The following is a 17,774-nucleotide window of genomic DNA, read 5'->3' as shown; positions in this document are numbered from 1 at the left end:
CATGCGCAGAGGCTGGCTGGCGACATTATTTATCCTCATGCTGATAAGCGGGCACGCGGCGGCTGGCGCGCTGCGCGTGGGCCTGCTGAGCGCCGCGCCGCCTTTTCTCGCTATCGATCGGCCGCCGGGAATTCTGGATGATGAACTCAGCATATTGTTTAGCAATACGACGCTGCCGGACGTCCAGCGTTTTAGCGACCCGGCAACGGCGCTGGATGCGTTGAAGCGAAAGCGCATCGATGTGTTAATTGCCGCAAGGCGTCCTGCAGCCGATCTGGTCGCCAGCGAGCCAATGTTCGCTTTCCCGCTGGCGTCCCTGAGCATAAAAGAGGGACGCGGCGGTACACTGTGCTTTCCGGAATTACCCTCAGAGGTCGCGGCCCGCTGCTCTGCGACGGGTTCAGCCTCACCGGGAGAAAACGTCAGGCAGCTGGCAGCAGGGAAAGCGCGGGAATTCATCGCCCCGGAGTTTGTTTTACGTAACTGGCTGACCCACTCCCCCGCCACCACGCTGACCCTGACGCCGCTGGACGATACTCCCCCGCTACATTTTCGTGCCTGGGCTCTGCCTGAGCAGGCAAACACGCTGGAAATCTTCAACGAGCGTATTCACACCCTTAACCCGGAAGACGCTGAATGGCTGGAACAAAAGTGGCTTTTGCCGGACGGCAGCGTCTTTGACGCCCGCCATTCCCCGGTGAAGGAAAATGCGCCCAAAATCACGCTGCACGTTTTGCTTCCCGCTATTTCGCCGCCAATGGTCACGCTCACGCCTGACGGGCATATTCAGGGGGTATGGCGCGATCTGCTGCTCAATCTGTTTCCGTCCAACCTGTATAGCCTGACCTTCAACCTTGATGCGCCCCCGCTTCAGTATGCGGAGAACACGTTGCGCATAGTCGCCAGCGCGACGCCACCGTCAAAGAGTGCCATCACGTTTGACTCACTGAGCTGGGCCCTGCTCAGTGAGGACAGCAACCCGCTTTCCGGCTCCTTGTCCGCATTACAGCATAAGCGGATTGCCGTCATACGCATCTCTCCGCTCGTCACGTTACTGCGTCAGGCGTTACCTGCGGATAACCTGGTGCTGGTTAACTCGCTCGATCAGGGTTTTGAATTGCTCAAAGCCGGAGGCGCGGACGGGCTTGCGGGCGATGCGTTTATACTCGATCACCTGCTGCGCCAGCATAACGCCAGCAATCTGTCGCTGACGCCGCTGGCGCTGCCGGAAGTGCCGCTATGGTTTGTACCAAATATTTCTGACCCGGCGGATGCCAAAAGGGTGAATGCGGTCATAGCGTCCGTAACGCAGGCTGATATCTACGCGAGCCTTAACCTGTCGCAGGCCGTACAGACGACACCCACCGCCCCGGTGCAATCGCTATGGCTGGTCATGCTCGCCGTGGTGGCGATTTGCGCAGCATTCGTCGCCCTGCTGACCTTTAGCGCCGCGCAGAGCCAGCGACGCCAGCGCGAGCGGGACACGGCAGAGCTGCACAACGCGCTCTCACTCTGGCAAACTCTGATGAACAATGTCCCGGTGCCGCTGTTTGTCTGCGATCCGACCGGGCGGCTGACGCGCTATAACGACTCCTTTATTCACTCACCGTTACTCACGGCACAGCCCGAAGAGGGCGCCCCCTTTTCCAGCCTGCCTTTGGGCGAGCTTGCCCAACAGTTTACGTTGCCGCATCGCCTCTCGCTGCTCCATGCCGCGTCGCCGTTAACGGGTGAAACCACCCAGAACAATTCCACCCTTTACTGGTGGCTTTGCCGCTATACCGATACGCGGGGGCGGCCTCAGGGCGTGGTCGGAGGCTGGATCGATATCACTGAAAAAGCCGCGCTGACCGCTGCGCTCAATCAGGCGTTGGCGCAGGCGGAGCAGGCCAGCACTGAAAAATCGAACTTCCTCGCCCGCATGAGCCATGACATTCGTACCCCGCTCAACGCCATGCTGGGCCTGCTTGAGATGGAGCGCGACAAAAGCGAGTCCCTCAACATCGCCTGGCAGGCAGCCGGGTCATTGCGCGACGTGATTGGCGGCGTACTGGATTTGTCGCGGATTGAAGCAGGCGAGTTAAGGCTGGAGCCACAGGCCTGGCCCCTGTGGCAGACGCTTAACGCCAGCGCGGAGATTTTTGCCAGCAGCGCCAACGCTAAAGGTCTCCACTGGCGCAGCGAGTTGAACGTGCCGCACGACGGCTGGTTCCTGTTCGATAAAGCACGGCTGAATCAGGTCATCGCCAATCTGTTGGGCAACGCCATTAAATATACGCCGCAGGGAGAAATTGTTTTTCACGCCGAGCTCAACGGTGAACATTTGCAGCTGTTGATTCGCGACACTGGCATCGGTATCCCGGCCGATGCCCTTCCACACCTCGGCCAGCCGTGGTTTCAGACTGACAGCAGCACGCCGCAAAGCAGCGGGCTGGGGCTGGCGATCTGTTACCAGTTAGTCGAGCTGATGGGAGGCGTGCTGACGATAGCCAGCGAAGCGGGGAGCGGTACGCAGGTGACGGTGAGCATACCGCTTCATGTCGCCAGCCCGGCGGCAACGGCCGATGAGACACCTGTAATAACCCCGCTGCCACCGCATCGCATCATGATCGTTGACGATTTTCCGGCAAACCTGACGGTGTTAGCGCTCCAGTTGCAGGAGTTGGGTCAGGAGGTTATTCCTTGCGCCAGCGCTGGCGAAGCGCTTGCGCGCCTGGAAAACGAGCCGGTGGATATCCTGATAACCGACTGCCAGATGGCCCTCATGGACGGCTATCAACTTACATCGTTAATACTCCTGCGCGATATTGCCGGCAGCATCACCGCGCCGTCCGCTGTTCTCGGTTACACCGCCAGCGCGCTGCAGAGTGAGGACGATCGGGCAAAACATGCCGGAATGGACGCGTTATTGCGAAAACCGCTCTCCCTCAATGCCCTGCATCAGGCGCTGGCGCAGCAATACAGCCTGCGCAATCAGGGGCCTGACCTCAGCGAACTCCGGCGTCTGGCCAATGGTCAACCGGAGATCATGACCCTGATGCGCCAGCAAATGCGCGAAGCCATTACCCTTGATATTCGACAGCTACGGGAAAACACCCCGTCACCGCAAACGCTAAGCCAGCTCGCGCATCGTCTGAAGGCCTCCTGGAGCCTCTTTGCCATGCGCAACGCCACCCGCACCTGTCAGGTGATTGAAGTGTTGCCGGAGATGCTGGCGGCAGGGGTCATAACGGCTGAAGCCCTGCCTGCGCTGACATCGCGTTTCTGCGCACGCATGGAAGCGAATCTGCAGCAACTCGATACCTCACTGAAGGAATTATCTGACAAGTACTAAAGAATGCTCTGCATAGGATCTGTATCTTTCTGGTCATCCGGCGGCGTTATCCCTACCGTCGCCCACATTTTCGAAGGAGAAACCATGAAAGTCCGTATCGCTATTGCCGATGAGCACACCATTATCCGTCGTGGCGTCTTATCCATGATCACCAATATGCCCTCTCTTTTCAGCGACGGCTCACCCCGCCCGGAGTTTTGCATTCAGGGCGATACCGCAACGCCATCTGAGCTGCTTTCACTGCTATCCCAACAGCCTGTCGACATTCTGTTCCTTGGCTTTTCTCTTGCCACCAGCCAAACCGTTAACCCGCTCAACGGAATGGACGGCGTATTGCTGATTAAATGGCTCAGCCGTAAATATCCGCAGCTTAAAATCATTGTGCTTTCGCCCTACAAAAACACGCAGCTTATCCGCATGTCGCTGGAGGCAGGCGCCAAAGCCTATATTAGTCGGGACACCTGTGAGAAAACCCTGAGCAGAACGCTGACGTCAGTGATCAATGGGGAAGTTTATATTGAGCGCGAGCTGATGCATTCCCTGTTCCAGACCGGCGCACAAACGGAGCAAGAGCTCTCGCCCCGTGAAATTGATGTGTTGCGTATGCTCTGCAAAGGGATGAGTCTGACAGAGATCGCCAGACAGCTGCATTTGAGTAATAAAACCGTCAGCGCCCATAAACTGCGCGCGATGGAAAAACTGGGGGTAAACAGCGACTGTCAGCTCTATTGCCTGCTGGCGAAAACGCAAATGTTCGATATTGCTATATGACATAAAAAAACCGCCTGTAAACAGGCGGTAGAGGCAAACGTACGCCTCAACGGTCGCTCTCAGCAATGACGCTCAGGATCAGAAATGGTATGTCATAGCCAGCCACCAGACGCGCCCCGGTTCAGGGATTTGCTGATTTGCGGCGTATCCGAACTGGCTGGCGCCCGCCAGGTTGAGGTGCTCGCTGTAGTATTTATTGAACAGATTCTCAATACCCACGCGGGACTCAAAATGGTCGTTAAATGTGTAGCCGGCGCTCCACGAAAGCACACCAAACCCCGCGCTCGGGCCGAGATCCTGGCCGGTGACGTTACCTTTGTTTTGCGCCACGCGATGCTGCGGCGCAACCACACGCCAGAGTAATCCGGTGCGCCACTGTTGCCCGGTATAGTCCAGCGCCAGCCGCCCTTCGAGCGGCGGCATCTGCGGCAGCGGCTGTTTATCGCTACGATTCTCGCCCCAGGCGTAGTTCAGGCTTCCCGTCAGTGCCCAGTTGGGCGTCAGGCTCCAGCTTGCGCCCGTCTCCGCGCCCATTACGGCGGCATTGATGTTGCTGGCCTGCGACGGCGTGCGGCTATAATCAAACAAAATGTAATCGGTAGTTCGCCCGACATAGGCCGATGCCCAGGCGCTAACCTTGTCGCCGTGTAACTGCACGCCGCTATCCCATTGCAGGGTCTTTTCTGTTTTCAGTTGACGAAAGCTTTGTTCTCCAGCCTTGCCGGAAAATAGCTCCCAGTAATCAGGAAAACGTTCGGTATAACCGATGCCGCTATAAAGCATGACGGGTGCGTCAGGTACGCGATACTCATAGCGCGTGAATGCGCCGGGCAGGAGGTCGTGCCGGGAGCTATTTTGCGCGCTGCGCCGATCGTCCGCACGAATGCTATCCAGCCTCGCACCCACGATGACCGTATCGTCCGCCGTGACGGACTGGCGCCATTCGCTAAACAGACCCGCCTGGGTAAAACGGGCATCGTCACGCCACGATCCTGCGCTTTTTTTACGGTGACTTTTACGCATTACGTCCGCGCCGGCGGTAAGCGTGGTGGTTTCATCTTCCCACACGCCGGCAAGGCGGCTGCCCATCACCACGCCGCCAACTTCAGACTTACGCTTCGGTCCAACAGGCTGACGCAGGCTGTAGTTATCCATGATGTGGTCAGTATCATTGGCATAGAGGTGCCAGCTAAGTTTGCTGACGTGCTCGCTCAGGTGATATTTCTCCAGTTTTAGCGCCGCGCTTTTACGGGCAAAACGGCTACCATCCATCATCCGACCCGCATAGCGGGCTTTACCGTCGCTGGCTCCCACGCTTAGCTCCGCCAGCGTATCCTCATCAGGCGTGAGCCCAACCGTGACGCCGCTGTTCCATCTGCGCCACAGGCCCGGCACGCGGTTGCCATGACCATCCCGGTAGTCATCCGCCTCCGAATGATTACCGTCCAGGCGGACGTAGCCGCGCGGGTCGCCAAACGCGAGATTAAGGTTTTGATCCGCGCGTCCGTTAGCGCCCCGCAGCAGCTCAGCGCTGCCTTTTAGCTCAGGTACGCTGAAATAGTCCGGCTGGCGTTCAAAAAGCAATGTTCCGGCGGACCCCATTGGCCCCCAGAGCACGCTTTGTGGGCCTTTGATGACGGTTATCGTGTCGTAACTTTGCGGAGTGATATAGGCCGTTGGGGTATCCATGCGCGAGCCGCAGCCCCCCTGAGTGCTGACGCCGTCAGCAAGCAACGTCAGCCGGGAGCCGAACATTCCGCGCAACACCGGATCGCCGTTACTCCCGCCGCTGCGCAGCACGGAAAAACCCGGGATGTTTTTTAGCGCGCCCGCACCGTCGCTGGCAGGCAATTGTTGTGCTGGAGTATGAGCCGGAGCGATAAATGACGCGGGATCGCGATAATACCCCTCAACGGTCATCGACTCTTCAGCGTATGCCGGCCAAGCGGTGGCACAGCAGAGAACCAACAAGAGTGGACGGGAGGCGAGCAGGGAACGAATACCGCTCGCGGTAATACCAGACATAGCACAATTCCGTTTCGGTAAAGAAAATAAGCAAGGCGCTTATTGTCTTCATCCCCAGCAGCGGAATACACGACCTGCGGGCAAGAAGGCCCTCAGGGAAATCAGGAAATATCTGGCGGATAACGGAAATCTCAGGGACGCAGTTCAGCGCGCTTCGCCCAAACGTGCCGTTTGCTGTCGTAAAAAATCCATCAACCGCAAACAGGCCGGAGAAAGCGGCTGCCCGACGTTTTTGACGATGCCCACATCCATATAGGTAATGCAGTCGTCAATGGTGCGCCGGATCACGCGCTGACCGCCGAGCGCCCACGGGCGATAGACCAGATCGGATAAAATCGTCACCCCCTTTCCCTGCGCGACCAGACTTCGAATCGCCTCAAAGGAGTTGGTACGAAAATGAATGTCAGGATGGCAGCCCCTGCTTTGCCAGTAGTCGGATATCACATCGGGATAATCGTCCGTCACCAGCAACAGAAATGGCGCCTTTTCCACATCCTTTAACCGAAGCTCCGGCACGCTGAGGAGAGGATGGCCGATGGCGGTCCATAACCGGCGCGGCGAACGGATCCACGTTTCGACCTCAAGCGTACTATCGTGGCTGATATTGGAGGTCAGCAAAAGACAAAAATCGAGATCTCCCTGACGCAAGGCCTGAAGCAGCTGCGATGCGGGCGCCTCATGAAATGCCGTCTCCAGCAGCGGAAAACGCTGCGCGATATCGCCCCAGAGATTGGGCAGCAGATAAGCGGAAAGGGTTTCGGCAATGCCGATGCGCACGACGCCGTTAATCGCCTCAGGCTGCTGATGGAGATCCTCCACCGCCGCGCGGCTATCGTGGAGGATCTTGCGGGCATGATTGAGAAATCGCTCGCCCACGGGAGTTAACTGGATCCCTTTTGCATGCCGGATAAAGAGAGGGGCATTCACCGCCTCCTCCAGGTTGCGCATAGAGACCGTCATGGAAGATTGCGATATATGACAACGGCTGGCCGCTTTGGAAATTTGTAATGTTTCCGCTAACGCAATGTAGAACTCAAGTTGCCTGAGAGTAAACTTCATAGTTTCAGCCAATACCGTGAGATGAAAATATTATATTAGCATTTAATTCTGCACCGGCAGTACTCTAAAGGCAGACAAAATGTTTATTATCAGGAGCCTTTATGCCCTATTTTTTACTTAGTCTCGCGGCCTGTTTTTGGGGGGGTAATTATGTCGTCGGTCATTTACTGGTGGCGCATGCAGACCCGATTATATTATCCGCCGCACGCTGGATAATTACGGCTCTTCTTTTATCGATGCTCTATATCAGACAGATTCGCGCCCAGTGGCCGATGATGAAAAAGGCGAAAGGTACGATCATATTTCTTGCGCTGTGCGGACAGGTTATGTTCCCACTCACGCTGTATATCGGCCTGCAATATACTTCATCTCTTAATGCAGCTATTTATTTATCTACAACGCCTGCCCTGGTTTTATTGATAAACAAGCTGGTCTTTAAAGAGAAAATATCAGTACAGAATATTGCTGGCGTTGTTCTCAGTTCATTGGGCGTCGTCTGGCTGGTCATGCAGGGCGATCTGCTGCATCTGGATACGCTTAAAAATCTGAATCGCGGCGATATCTGGACCATGGGCTCTGCCGCCAGCTGGGCCGTTTATTGTGCTTTCTTGCGGATGAAGCCGAAAAGCGTCGGTGGGAATGCCTTTGTGGCCGTGAGCGCGGTCCTCGGTGCCCTGGTGTTGTTACCGGTACTGGCGATATCGTTGATAAAGACCGGCTTACCTGACTGGACGGCCTATACCGCACCGGGCTTTTTAAGCGGGCTGATGTACCTGGTGGTCTTTCCTTCCTGGCTCTCTTACCTGCTGTGGAATAAAGGCATTGCGGCTATCGGTGCAACCCGCGGGGAGATTTATTCCCACCTTATTCCGCTGAGCGGCGGTCTGCTCAGCGTGATGTTCCTGCACGTTACGTTGCACTCGTATCATCTGGTCAGCACGGTACTGATTCTGTTTGGCATTGCCCTCTGCTCTCGCGCCTCGCAAAGGAAAGTCGCGAAGATCGAACGCGCAGACGAAAAAGTACAGATATGAAAAAGGCCCACGTTATAAATAACGTGGGCCTGAATAGTGGCGGAACGGACGGGACTCGAACCCGCGACCCCCTGCGTGACAGGCAGGTATTCTAACCGACTGAACTACCGCTCCACTGTTCCCGCTTGGGGAACGAGGCGCATATTACGGTGTGCCTCCGATCTCGTCAACGCTTTTTCTCACGTTTTGAATCGTTTGCTGCAAAATTCACCCAACCGATGATTTTACAGGCATTGTGGCGTTTTTTTCAGGCGCGCCACATACAGCTTCCGCCCTTCTTCTGCACCAGGTCGAGGCGGGATTCATGGTTAAGTAGCTCTTCATCACTGGCTAAAACAACCCGCAAGCGGCTTGCCTGACGGACAACGCGCTGAATGCCCGCTTCGCCCTGCGTCTGCTGTGACTCATTTTCCATGCTGAACTTCATCGACGTCTGTCCGCCGGTCATTGCCAGATAGACGTCGGCCAGGATCTGGGCATCGAGCAATGCCCCGTGCAACGTTCGCTTGGTGTTGTCTATTTCGTAACGTGAACAGAGCGCATCGAGGCTGTTACGCTTGCCGGGAAACATCTTCCTCGCCAGCGCCAGGCTATCGGTCACTTTGCAAAAGGTGTTTGTTTTCGGAATATCGCGATGGAGCTTACTAAACTCATAGTCCATAAAGCCGATATCGAACGAGGCGTTATGGATGATGAGTTCGGCGCCTTTGATGTATTCCAGAAACTCGTCTGCCACCTCTCCAAAGGTCGGTTTATCCAGCAAGAACTCATCGGCAATACCGTGAACGCCGAACGCCTCTGGATCCACCAGCCGATCGGGTTTGAGATACACGTGGAAGTTGTTCCCCGTGAGACGACGGTTCACCACTTCAACGGCACCGATCTCAATGATCTTATGCCCTTCGTAGTGCGCGCCGATCTGGTTCATACCGGTGGTTTCGGTATCGAGGACAATCTGGCGAGTAATTGCAGTGCTCATAGCGGTCATTTATGTCAGACTTATCGTTTAACTGAACGTTTCAAATACAGGAAGTCTACCAGAGATGCGTAAACAGGTAGAAATTTTCACCGATGGATCTTGTCTCGGCAACCCAGGGCCCGGCGGCTACGGCGCGATTATGCGCTATCGCCAGCATGAAAAAACTTTTAGCGAAGGCTATTTCCTGACCACCAACAACCGTATGGAGTTGATGGCGGCCATTGTGGCGCTGGAAGCCTTAAAAGAACACTGCGACGTGGTGCTCAGTACCGACAGCCAGTACGTGCGCCAGGGTATCACCCAGTGGATCCACAACTGGAAAAAACGCGGCTGGAAAACTGCGGATAAAAAGCCGGTTAAAAATGTCGATCTCTGGAAGCGGCTTGATGCGGCATTAGGTCAGCACCAAATAAAATGGGAATGGGTAAAAGGGCATGCTGGTCACCCTGAGAACGAACGCTGCGACGAACTGGCGCGCGCGGCGGCTTTAAACCCGGCCCATGAGGATGCAGGCTACCAGCCTGAATCCTGATCAGGGCTTTCTGTACTGCCGCGTTGCGCCAACGGTCTGCCGGATAGGCGTTTTCGATTTGCTCTGCTTCATCGGGTTAAGCGTAAGGGGGATGGTTCGCTTACGCGCGACGATAAACTGCATGCAGCCTAAGGCGGGCAAATGCGTGCTTAACAACACTCCCCCCTTCCGCGCCCACGGCAGTACCTGAAAACCGCCGTAGCCGAGCACTTCAAAGTTCAGCAGTGAAAGCCAGTCGAGCTGGCGCATCATGGTGAACATTCGGCTGTTATAGGGTGGCGTTCGGCGCAGCACGGGCACCAGCTTGCGCAGCCCCATCAGGCTCAGCGGATTGAATCCGCTGAGGATCAGCCAGCCGTCATCAATCAGAACGCGATCGGCTTCACGCAGCATACGGTGAGGATCGCTGCACCAGGGCAACGCGTGTGCAAGAAGGCATGCATCAACGGATTTCTCTGCAAATGGCAGATGCAACGGGTCTGCCTTCACCTGAACCGGCGATCCGCCGAGAGAGACGTTAACCTGATGTGAGATAGCGCAGCTTTCGGTATTGATTTCCGCGCTGAGATTGCCAATCTTAAGCAGGTGAAAGCCATACATTTTCGCGAGCCAGGGCTTCAGCTGCTGCTCCAGTGCCTCGCGATAGTATTCACCCCAGGGCAATTCCGCCCAACGTTCCGGTGCTGCGACAGACTGAGGTATCCTTGCCGGTTTCATCAAAACACCCGCCACGCTATAAGAGGTAATGTATGAATCTTATCAGTATTCCCGCTTTTGAGGACAATTACATCTGGGTTTTGGTCGATGACGAGCGTCGATGCGTCATTGTCGATCCCGGCGAATCCGCCCCTGTACTGCGCGCCATAAATGATAACGGCTGGCAGCCTGACGCCATTCTGTTGACGCATCATCATAACGATCATACTGGCGGCGTGCAGGAACTGCGCGCCCAATTTCCGCATCTTGTGGTGTACGGACCGGCTGAGACACAAAATAAGGGAACGACGCAAGTAGTCGAAGAAGGCGAAAATATCCTCATCCACGAGTGGGAGTTTTCCGTATTTGCTACACCGGGTCACACTTTGGGACATCTGTGTTTCTACAGCAAACCTTATCTTTTTTGTGGCGACACCTTGTTCTCTGGCGGCTGCGGAAGACTGTTTGAAGGCACGCCTGAACAGATGTATCAGTCTTTACAAAAGATTAGTGCGTTACCGGATGACACCCTTATTTGTTGCGCCCATGAGTATACATTAGGAAATATGAAGTTTGCTGCAAGCCTCTTACCTGAGGATCGGGCGATTCAGGATTATTATCACAAAGTGAAGGAGTTACGTGCAAAAAACCAAAATACACTGCCCGTAATTCTGAAAAATGAGCGCCAGATTAATTTATTTTTACGAACAGATGATATTGATTTAATTAATAAAATTAACCAAGAAACAAATTTGCAACAACCAGAGCAGCGATTTGCATGGTTAAGGTCAAAGAAAGATAACTTCAGATAAATGCGGGTTGCCTTTTCAAAATTTCGCCGTTATCATCGCTCGTCTTTTAAGCAACTATTGACACACACATGAAGGCAAAAGCGATATTACTCGCCTCTGTCCTGCTTGTAGGTTGCCAGTCGCAGAACGGCAGCAACGTACAACAGCACGCACAGAGCCTTTCTGCAGCTGGTCAAGGGGAAGCAGGGAAGTTTACAAGTTCGGCGCGCTGGATGGACGATGGGACATCTTTCGCGCAGGAGCAAGACTTGTGGACCTCTATTGGCGACGAGCTAAAGATGGGAATTCCGGAAAACAGCCGGATTCGCGAACAGAAACAGAAGTATTTAAGAAATAAGAGCTATCTCCACGATGTAACGTTACGGGCAGAGCCGTATATGTACTGGATAGCCGGGCAAGTTAAAAAACGTAACATGCCTATGGAGCTGGTACTCCTACCCATAGTGGAGAGCGCTTTTGACCCACACGCGACGTCTGGCGCCAATGCCGCAGGCATTTGGCAGATCATTCCGAGCACCGGGCGAAACTATGGTCTGAAACAGACCCGCAACTATGATGCGCGTCGCGATGTTGTCGCTTCAACGACAGCTGCTCTCGACATGATGCAACGTCTGAACAAGATGTTTGACGGCGACTGGCTGTTAACGGTCGCAGCGTATAACAGTGGCGAAGGTCGTGTACTGAAGGCAATGAAAGCGAATAAAGCACGGGGTAAATCCACCGATTTTTGGTCGCTCTCACTGCCACAGGAAACGAAGATTTACGTACCGAAAATGCTGGCCTTGAGCGATATTCTCAAGAACAGCAAGCGTTACGGTGTACAACTGCCAACACCAGACGAAAGTCGTGCACTGGCGCGCGTGCGCCTCAGCAATCCGGTTGATATTCAACAAGTTGCTGATATGACGGGTATGTCGGTAAGTAAATTGAAAACCTTTAATGCAGGCGTTAAAGGCTCGACGCTGGGGGCAAGCGGCCCGCAGTATGTGATGGTTCCGCAGAAACATGCGGCGCAGTTACGTGAGTCTTTAGCATCGGGTGAAATTGCCGCCGTTCAGTCAACGCTGATCGCCGATGCTTCATCCGTTAGCAGCCGCAGCTATAAGGTGCGTTCAGGGGATACCCTTTCAGGCATTGCCTCACGTCTTGGCGTGACGGCGAAAGATCTGCAGCAGTGGAATAATCTGCGCAGCTCTGGGCTGAAGGTGGGTCAGACACTGACGGTGGGTGCAGGTAACAGCGCACAGCGTCTCGCCAGCAACAGCGATAGCATCACCTATCGCGTGCGCAAAGGCGATTCACTGTCCAGTATCGCAAAACGACACGGTGTGAACATCAAAGATGTGATGCGCTGGAATAATGATACTGACAATCTGAAACCGGGCGACCAGCTGACGCTGTTTGTGAAGAACAGCGCCACGCCAGACTCCTGATAACACGATCGAAAGATAAAAAGGCACCGATTCCCCTCGGTGCCTTTTTTGTTTATCCCGCTTTTTGCGCTTCAGCCATGATGGTATCGCTCGTAAATGAGCCATCCGCCTGCAGTTCAAAGTACGCCTTCACCTCTGCGGACGCACTCTCCTGGTAAAGCCTAATCGCCTGGCTTAACGCCTCCGGGGTACGCATACGGGCTATCCAGGAGCTGAACTCCAGCGGTAAACGGTCTGTTATTAACGAGCGCGCAATCAGCCCGGCTTCAGTGATAAACGATAACCACTCCCCGCTGGCGTAGTTTTGAACGTGCGAGGTGTCGCGCAGCGCTTCGACCGTCTGCAGCCAGATATTACGCACCGGATGTCCGGGAGACATCACGTCCATAATGATGAAGGTGCCCCCCGGCTTCAGAACACGTCTGACTTCGCGCAATGCCTGGCCGACGTCATGCCAGTGGTGTGCGGAATACCGGCTGATCGCGACATCAAACGACGCGTCATCAAACGGTAAAGACTCCGCATAGCCCTGCCGCGTATCAATATTGTTCAGCCCTTTCGCTTTCGCCGCCTCAGCAACGACGTCCAGCATCTGGCTCGATAAATCATATGCGGTAACGTGGGCTACCTGCTGCGCAGCCGTAAAGCTGGCGTGCCCTGCCCCACATCCCAGGTCCAGCACGTGCGCCTGCGGGAATGCCGCCAGACGTTCACCGAGACGCACCAGATCGCGACCTGAAGCATGCACGGCGCTGCTCAGATAAGCACTTGCCTGAGAACCAAACTGTTTTTCTACGTTGTCATGATGGGAGTGTGTTGTTGTCATCGTACTGTCCTTTGTTGGTTAAAAATAAAAGGGCAGCACCCGCGCGGCCTGCCCCACGGCAGACCTGACACACCATTATTTATCAGGTTTGCCGGGACTGAATTCAACGAGTAGAGGGTTGTGATCCGAAGCGCGCGTCACCAGAACGGAGGCGTCGTGCACGCTCAAACCGCGATAGAAGACAAAGTCGAGAGGACGACCAAAAGCTTTTTTACGCTGATCATCACTGAAGCGAACTTCACGCAGCGACATTTCGCGCGCAAAGCGATACAGCGCATTCATGCGCGGACGGCTCCAGGCATTAAAATCGCCTGCCATGATGATGGGCCCGCTGTGATGCGCAATCTGATCGCCAATAGGAAGTAACTGCTTACTATACACATCCACGCCGAGGCTAAAGTTTACCGCGTGGATATTGACGACCATCAGCATACGAGTATCCGGCAGCGGATAGACCGTCACCAGCGCTGATTTCGCCAGACGCAGAATTGGCTCTCGTTCGCGCAATGGACAACAATATACCGGATGCGCTGCTGATAGCGTCATCACGCCTGAGGGATGTTGAGGCAGAACAAAGGCCGGCACCTGGTCGGCGGCAAGGTAATTCGTGGTGGCAAACCGTACCAGTTCAGGGGTAGTTTGCGCCTCCTGGAGCAGAACCAGGTGGGCATCTTTTCCAAAATTTTTGAGTACCGATAACCACTCCGCGCGCTGCTGCTTGAAGATATTCCAGACCAGAACCCGGATTTTATCATCGCTGCTTAACGGTGTGCCGGCGGGTAATGCCTGGCTTATGCTCGCAAACGACCCCGGAGGTAAGATCCTCTCCGCGGGCATTCCGGCAACATAACGCATGGCATAGGTATTTTTTCGCACTTTTGGAAACAGCCCCTGTAACATGAACCAGCCCTGAAAACGGACTGGTTCTAATGTTATAGGGACTTTAGGTCACACTTTCAACGCAATTTCTGAGAAACCGCTTTCCAGTTTTGTAAGCAAGCACTTACTGATGTTATCCCAGCGCTACGCGGGCTGGCTTATCGAGGCGTCCACTCAGGCCAATCAGCAGGAAGGCGACCAGGACAATCACCGCGCCAATCCATGGGGTCTGGGTTAATCCGAAGTGTTCAACGGTTTGTCCGCCAATAATGGAGCCCAGCGCGATACCAATATTAAAAGCGGCAATATTCAGACCGGATGCCACATCCACCGCATTCGGCGTATAGAGCTCGGCTTTCTGGACAACGTAAACCTGAAGCCCTGGCACATTACCGAAGGCGAAGATCCCCATCACCAGTACCGTGACCAGCGCGGCGTATTGCATTGAAGCCGTGAACTGGAAAATCATCAGCAGAACCACCAGGGCGGCGAAGATAAATTTCAGCGCCGGTACCGCACCATGCTTATCCGCAAGCTTACCGCCCCAGATATTGCCAATGGCCACAGAAATACCGTATCCCAGCAAAATCCAGCTCACGGCATTCGGGGAGAAGCCCGCCAGGTCCTGCATCATCGGTGCCAGGAAGGTGAAGGCAGTGAATACGCCGCCATAGCCCAGAGCCGTAACCGCATAGATGATAAGCAAACGCGGATGGGTAAGCACTTTCAGCTGATCGCGCAGGCTGGCGCTCGCCCGGCCTGGAATATTCGATGGTACCAGCAACAGGCTAGTCACCAGAGCGATAACGCCCAGTAAGGAGACGGCCAGAAACGTTTCACGCCAGCCGAAATGCTGTCCGATAAACGTTCCCAACGGTACGCCTGTGACCAGTGCGACGGTCAACCCACCGAACATGATCGCGATCGCTGAAGCCGCTTTCTCTTTGGGGACCAGGCTGGTTGCAATGGTGGAACCAATCGAGAAGAACACGCCGTGTGCCAGACCGGTCAGCAGGCGGGCAATCACCAGCGTGGTGTAGTCCGGTGCCTGCCAGGCCAGAACGTTCCCGGCGGTAAACAGCACCATCAGCGCGACTAACAGCTGTTTACGCGGAAAACGTCCGGTCAGGGCCGTCAGCACCGGCGCGCCGACGGCAACGCCCAGGGCGTAGATGGACACCAGCAACCCGGCTGAGGGCAGCGAGATGGCAAGCTGGTTAGCGATGGTAGGAACCAGTCCCACGATAACAAATTCGGTCGTGCCAATTGCAAAGGCACTGATCGTCAGGGCAAGTAGCGCCAGTGGCATAAAATACTCCGTATCATCAGGATTAAGATGACAGGCAGTATGCGCCAGTGCTTAAATAACAAAAATGGTCAAAATATCAATAGAATTTTGCAGGTGGTGCAACAATGAAAGCAACCTCGGAAGAGCTGACAATCTTTGTCGCCGTCGTCGAGAGCGGCAGCTTTAGCCGCGCAGCCGAGCAGCTGGGACAGGCTAACTCGGCCATTAGCCGTTCGGTGAAAAAGCTGGAGATGAAGCTTGGGGTGAGTCTGCTCAACCGAACGACGCGGCAGCTCAGCCTGACGGAAGAAGGGGAACGTTATTTCCGCCGCGTGCAGTCGGTGCTGCAGGAGATGGCCGCAGCGGAGACGGAGATTATGGAAACCCGCAGCACGCCGCGCGGGTTGCTGCGCATTGATGCTGCCACGCCGGTTGTGCTTCATTTTCTGATGCCGTTAATCAAACCTTTCCGTGAACGCTATCCGGAGATGACGCTCTCTCTGGTCTCGTCCGAGACGTTTATTAACCTCATCGAGCGGAAAGTGGATGTGGCTATTCGGGCGGGAACCCTGACAGATTCCAGCCTGCGGGCCCGCCCGCTGTTTGCCAGCTACCGTAAAATTATCGCGTCGCCACAGTATATTGCTGAACATGGTAAACCGGAGACGGTTGAAGCACTGAAGCAGCATCTGTGCCTGGGCTTTACGGAGCCGGTGTCGCTGAACACCTGGCCTGTTGCCTGTCATGATGGCCAGCTTCATGAAATTACCTGCGGGTTATCGTCTAACAGCGGAGAAACGCTGAAGCAGCTTTGCCTGGAAGGGAATGGGATCGCCTGCTTGTCAGACTATATGATTGATAAAGAGATAGCGCGGGGTGAACTGGTAGAGCTAATGGCCGATAAACGTTTGCCGGTAGAGATGCCTTTCAGCGCGGTGTATTACAGCGACAGAGCGGTAAGCACGCGCATACGCGCCTTTATCGACTTCCTGAGCGAGCATATAAAAACAGCTCCCGGAGGAGCTGTGTGAGGGTTCGGGTTACAGAGGGAGGGTCTTATTAATCCCAGTCAGGGGCTAAACCTTCCGGGCTCACCAGGCGGTCGTTGCACTCCAGTGCTGCGATCGCTTTTTTATCATCGTCATCCAGATGAAGATCCAGCGCTAGCAGGTTGCTGGCCAGGTTTTCGCGCTTGGTTGATGATGGGATCACGGCATAGCCTTCACCCATTGCCCATGCCAGAATAACCTGCGCAGCAGTGGCGTTATGCTTCTCAGCGATACGGATAATTACCTCGTCTTTCAGAGCCTTACCGTAGGCCAGCGTCATGTAAGAGGTAATATGGATACCGTGCTGCTTTGCCCAATCTACGACTTTGCGGTTTTGCAGGTATGGAGACAGCTCAATCTGGTTGGTCGCAATATTCTCAGCGCCAACAGCGGCAATCGCCTTTTCCATCAGCGGGATGGTGAAGTTGGAAATACCAATTTCACGGGTCAGGCCCTGCTTTTTCGCTTCCAACAGCGCCTGCATGAACTCTTCCACAGAAACGGCATCGTTCGGTGACGGCCAGTGGATCAGCGTCAGATCGACATAGTCGGTACGCAGTTTCTTCAGGCTCTCTTTCAGGCTTGGAATGAGCTTGTCTTTGCTGAGGTTTTCGATCCAGATTTTGGTGGTGATGAACAGTTCATTACGCGGTACACCGCTCTCTTCAAGAGCCTGTCCAACGGCAGCTTCGTTTTCATAGATCTGTGCCGTATCAATGGCGCGATAGCCAAGTTCAAGAGCGGTTTTAACTGATGCGATAACTACGTCGTCTTTCAGGCGGAAAGTGCCAAGACCGAATGCAGGGAGAGTCATAATATTCCTCAATCGTTATGTTCGTAAACTGAGGAGGATTATCGCTTGCGCTGTTATAGAGAAAAAGATCGCAAAACGCAGAGGATTTTTGCTATTTCCGCAACAATGACACGACAGATAAGAAAAAAGCCCTGAGCGTTAACTCAGGGCTTTTAATAAGTGGCGGAACGGACGGGACTCGAACCCGCGACCCCCTGCGTGACAGGCAGGTATTCTAACCGACTGAACTACCGCTCCACCGAA

The 17,774-nt window shown here is 54.7% G+C and carries 15 protein-coding genes and 2 tRNA genes; 7 read left to right on the top strand and 10 right to left on the bottom strand.

Annotated elements, in window-relative coordinates:
• Window position 1 precedes the first annotated feature (1 nt).
• Both AC2FAJ_RS22810 and AC2FAJ_RS22805 read left to right on the top strand, forming a co-directional pair.
• A complete protein-coding gene (locus AC2FAJ_RS22810; protein ID WP_485454539.1) occupies window positions 2-3,334 on the top strand; it encodes an ATP-binding protein in 3,333 nt (1,110 codons plus the stop codon).
• A gap of 84 nt (window positions 3,335-3,418) precedes the next feature.
• On the top strand, window positions 3,419-4,105 hold the full coding sequence (locus AC2FAJ_RS22805) for a LuxR C-terminal-related transcriptional regulator (protein WP_041911170.1): 687 nt from the start codon (window positions 3,419-3,421) through the stop codon (window positions 4,103-4,105).
• A 78-nt stretch (window positions 4,106-4,183) separates the two neighbouring features.
• Here AC2FAJ_RS22805 and AC2FAJ_RS22800 read toward each other — a convergent pair whose 3' ends face one another.
• Both AC2FAJ_RS22800 and AC2FAJ_RS22795 read right to left on the bottom strand, forming a co-directional pair.
• Window positions 4,184-6,130 (bottom strand): TonB-dependent copper receptor, encoded by a 1,947-nt coding sequence (locus AC2FAJ_RS22800; protein ID WP_485454538.1) that lies wholly within the window; start codon window positions 6,128-6,130, stop codon window positions 4,184-4,186.
• 144 nt (window positions 6,131-6,274) lie between these two features.
• Window positions 6,275-7,189, bottom strand: a complete 915-nt coding sequence (locus tag AC2FAJ_RS22795) for a LysR family transcriptional regulator (protein WP_041911171.1) — start codon at window positions 7,187-7,189, stop codon at window positions 6,275-6,277.
• 101 nt (window positions 7,190-7,290) lie between these two features.
• On the opposite strand from AC2FAJ_RS22795, the gene AC2FAJ_RS22790 reads away from it, so the two are divergent.
• Window positions 7,291-8,223, top strand: a complete 933-nt coding sequence (locus AC2FAJ_RS22790; protein WP_059355302.1) for a DMT family transporter — start codon at window positions 7,291-7,293, stop codon at window positions 8,221-8,223.
• Between the two features lie 37 nt (window positions 8,224-8,260).
• On the opposite strand, the gene AC2FAJ_RS22785 is transcribed toward AC2FAJ_RS22790, so the two are convergent.
• Window positions 8,261-8,337: transfer RNA gene (locus tag AC2FAJ_RS22785), tRNA-Asp, on the bottom strand.
• Window positions 8,338-8,470: 133 nt separating this feature from the next.
• On the bottom strand, window positions 8,471-9,202 hold the full coding sequence (gene dnaQ / locus AC2FAJ_RS22780) for a DNA polymerase III subunit epsilon (protein ID WP_028015611.1): 732 nt from the start codon (window positions 9,200-9,202) through the stop codon (window positions 8,471-8,473).
• Between the two features lie 64 nt (window positions 9,203-9,266).
• On the opposite strand from dnaQ, the gene rnhA reads away from it, so the two are divergent.
• On the top strand, window positions 9,267-9,734 hold the full coding sequence (gene rnhA, locus AC2FAJ_RS22775) for a ribonuclease HI (RefSeq protein WP_028015610.1): 468 nt from the start codon (window positions 9,267-9,269) through the stop codon (window positions 9,732-9,734).
• Here the strand turns inward: rnhA and AC2FAJ_RS22770 are convergent, their stop codons facing one another.
• A complete protein-coding gene (locus tag AC2FAJ_RS22770) occupies window positions 9,735-10,451 on the bottom strand; it encodes a class I SAM-dependent methyltransferase (RefSeq protein WP_188246082.1) in 717 nt (238 codons plus the stop codon).
• A gap of 32 nt (window positions 10,452-10,483) precedes the next feature.
• Here AC2FAJ_RS22770 and gloB point away from each other — a divergent pair, with 32 nt between their 5' ends.
• Complete coding sequence (gene gloB, locus AC2FAJ_RS22765; RefSeq protein ID WP_041911174.1) at window positions 10,484-11,242, top strand: hydroxyacylglutathione hydrolase; 759 nt, start codon at window positions 10,484-10,486, stop codon at window positions 11,240-11,242.
• A 68-nt stretch (window positions 11,243-11,310) separates the two neighbouring features.
• Window positions 11,311-12,675, top strand: a complete 1,365-nt coding sequence (mltD, locus tag AC2FAJ_RS22760; RefSeq protein ID WP_041911175.1) for a murein transglycosylase D — start codon at window positions 11,311-11,313, stop codon at window positions 12,673-12,675.
• Window positions 12,676-12,727: 52 nt separating this feature from the next.
• Here mltD and AC2FAJ_RS22755 read toward each other — a convergent pair whose 3' ends face one another.
• The 3 genes from AC2FAJ_RS22755 to AC2FAJ_RS22745 form a co-directional block, all read right to left on the bottom strand.
• Window positions 12,728-13,501, bottom strand: coding sequence for a class I SAM-dependent methyltransferase (locus tag AC2FAJ_RS22755; protein ID WP_028015606.1), 774 nt, complete (start codon window positions 13,499-13,501; stop codon window positions 12,728-12,730).
• A 75-nt stretch (window positions 13,502-13,576) separates the two neighbouring features.
• A complete protein-coding gene (locus AC2FAJ_RS22750) occupies window positions 13,577-14,377 on the bottom strand; it encodes an endonuclease/exonuclease/phosphatase family protein (RefSeq protein WP_028015605.1) in 801 nt (266 codons plus the stop codon).
• Between the two features lie 136 nt (window positions 14,378-14,513).
• Window positions 14,514-15,689: an MFS transporter gene (locus tag AC2FAJ_RS22745; RefSeq protein ID WP_028015604.1), complete on the bottom strand. Its 1,176-nt coding sequence runs from the start codon at window positions 15,687-15,689 to the stop codon at window positions 14,514-14,516.
• Window positions 15,690-15,793: 104 nt separating this feature from the next.
• On the opposite strand from AC2FAJ_RS22745, the gene yafC reads away from it, so the two are divergent.
• The gene (gene yafC / locus AC2FAJ_RS22740; protein WP_060571884.1) at window positions 15,794-16,699 is read left to right on the top strand and encodes a DNA-binding transcriptional regulator YafC; all 906 of its coding nucleotides are present in this window, start codon (window positions 15,794-15,796) and stop codon (window positions 16,697-16,699) included.
• A gap of 28 nt (window positions 16,700-16,727) precedes the next feature.
• Here yafC and dkgB read toward each other — a convergent pair whose 3' ends face one another.
• Complete coding sequence (dkgB, locus tag AC2FAJ_RS22735; protein WP_028015602.1) at window positions 16,728-17,531, bottom strand: 2,5-didehydrogluconate reductase DkgB; 804 nt, start codon at window positions 17,529-17,531, stop codon at window positions 16,728-16,730.
• A 160-nt stretch (window positions 17,532-17,691) separates the two neighbouring features.
• Window positions 17,692-17,768 (bottom strand) — tRNA-Asp (locus tag AC2FAJ_RS22730).
• Between the last annotated feature and the right edge of the window lie 6 nt (window positions 17,769-17,774).

This window comes from Enterobacter cloacae complex sp. 385G4, assembly GCF_057320665.1.
Note: the sequence above shows the minus strand (reverse complement) of the source record. Positions and strands in the feature narration are given on the sequence as shown.